Origin of the sequence: Candidatus Clostridium radicumherbarum, assembly GCF_045310525.1 — a bacterium.
Taxonomy (GTDB): domain Bacteria; phylum Bacillota; class Clostridia; order Clostridiales; family Clostridiaceae; genus Clostridium_AT; species Clostridium_AT radicumherbarum.
Genome location: NZ_JBJHZY010000013.1, coordinates 1 through 2,092, shown reverse-complemented (window position 1 = coordinate 2,092; position 2,092 = coordinate 1). Strand labels below are relative to the sequence as shown.

Genomic DNA, 2,092 nt, shown 5'->3' with positions numbered 1-2,092 from the left:
GACCATATAGATATGAACGTTGAGTTAATAACTCAAGTAGCAATGGATGAAGGACTAAGATTTGCTATAAGAGAAGGCGGAAGAACAGTAGGTTCAGGAGTTGTTACTAGCATTCTTGGATAATTAAAAATAAAATTTAATGTACATTAATAAAGTAAGTATACTTACGCTTAAAAGGAAGAGGACGCTCTTCCTTTTTTATTTTAAAGAAATAATGAAAAGTATGCTGCAAAACTTGCAGTATACTTTTTTATTGGGCATTAATAAAAGTGATATTCAATAACTACTTATTGACATAATAGGAGTAATTACTTATAGTTTGATTATGAAATTAGTAATAAATGTATATAAGTAAAGATGGTGGGGATGAAATGAGATTTACTATTTTACATACAAATGATATCCACAGTAGGTTTGAGAACTTTGCAAAAATATCAACAAAAATAAATGAATTAAGAGATGAAAATACAATAGTATTAGATGCAGGTGATTTTAACGATTTTATGAGACTTGAGCTGCAAGGAACAATGGGTAGGGCTGGCAGTGAACTTCTAAGTATTGCAGGATATGATGCCATTGCTATGGGTAATAATGAAGGCTTTGCTGGAATAGAAGCTGCTGAGGTTTTAGCTGCCAGTAATTCTATTTCGTTTTTATCCTGTAATTTATATAAATTTAGTAATAACTCTAATAAGACAAATGAAAATTCTTTAATTACTTTAGAAGGAGTAAAAAGAAGCAGAATACTTGAAAAGAGTGGGGTAAAATTTCTTATTATAGGAACTAGTCCCTATGGGAAAATCAACGAGTTTTATAATCTAAGTGGTATGCATACAACAAATGCCGTTGATGAAATAAAAAAAGAAATTGAGAAAAATACAGGGAAATATGATATATGCATTTTATTATCTCACTGCGGCATGAAGGAAGATGAAGAAATAGCAAATTTAGTTGATGATATAGATATAATTATTAATGGACACAGCCATATATTAATGGATGAAGCTATTAAAATAAATAACTCAATAATACATATGTCTGGGTGCTATGGAGAATATTTAGGGAAGCTTCACTTTGAATATGATGGAAGAATAAATAGCTTTGAAGGAATAAATATAAACATTAATTCTTCTGAGCCGAATGAATGTATAATTAAAAGCTTAAAGGCTAATAAAGAAAAAGCTATAAATAAATTAAGCGAGCCGCTTTATAAAATAAATGAAAATCTATGGCATGATGTAGTTGAAGAAAATCCAATTTCAAATTTTTTGGCTGATGCCTTAAGAGAAGTGTTAAAGTGTGATATAGGAATTATTAACAGCGGAGTACTTAATGGCGGATTAAAAAAAGGGGAAGTTTCAAAGAAAAAATTATTAGAAATATGTCCATCACCACTTAATCCAACAGAAATGAAAGTTCTAGGGAAAGATATAAAAGAAGCATTTAAGGAAAGTTTAGATTCGGATTTTTGTATGCAAGATGGAAAAGGTTCAGGATTTAGGGGAAAGTATCTAGGAAGATTGCATCTTTCTGGCGGATATATCGAATACATTGGGAAAGATATCGTTAACTTCTTTATTGGAGATAAACCTTTAGAAGAGGATAGATGGTATTCTATAGCTACCTCTGATTATTTACAACGTGGTACTGGATACACTAATTTATCTAATAATAAATTAATTAAATATAATGCAGAATATTTAAGAGATACATTAGAAGAATACTTGCAGAAAAATGAGTTTGTTATAAGCGCTCACTATGAAAGATGGATTAAAATTAAATAGATTTAGAGAAAATTTTATAAATAGCGTTATTTCCATAATACATAATATGATAAATAAAAAAACTAACTTTGGTTTTAATGGATTAAAAAAATAGAAGACTAAAGAATAAATAATTAATATTAAAAATAAAAAGTTGTTGACAAAATAATTTATAAATGATAAGATATAAAAGCTGTCAGACGACGGCAAAACAAATTGGTCTTTGAAAATTAAACAGATATATATTAAGGTAAACCAGCAATTCTTTTATTTAATTAAAGTAAGCGAATGAGCTTAAGAATTCAAACTTTTAAATTGAGAGTTTGATC

The 2,092-nt window shown here is 28.4% G+C and carries 2 protein-coding genes; both read left to right on the top strand.

What is annotated here, in order from left to right; genetic code table 11:
• Positions 1 to 123, top strand: a 123-nt coding sequence (locus tag ACJDUH_RS19660) for an EF-Tu C-terminal domain-related protein (protein WP_479723062.1), incomplete at its 5' end; no start/stop codon positions are given.
• A gap of 218 nt (positions 124 to 341) precedes the next feature.
• On the top strand, positions 342 to 1,784 hold the full coding sequence (locus ACJDUH_RS19655; RefSeq protein ID WP_406766932.1) for a bifunctional metallophosphatase/5'-nucleotidase: 1,443 nt from the start codon (positions 342 to 344) through the stop codon (positions 1,782 to 1,784).
• Positions 1,785 to 2,092 lie beyond the last annotated feature (308 nt).

Excerpts from the sequence above, each read along its gene's own strand:
- ACJDUH_RS19655 (WP_406766932.1), top strand. The coding sequence starts at position 342 with ATGTATATAAGTAAAGATGGTGGGGATGAAATGAGATTTACTATTTTA.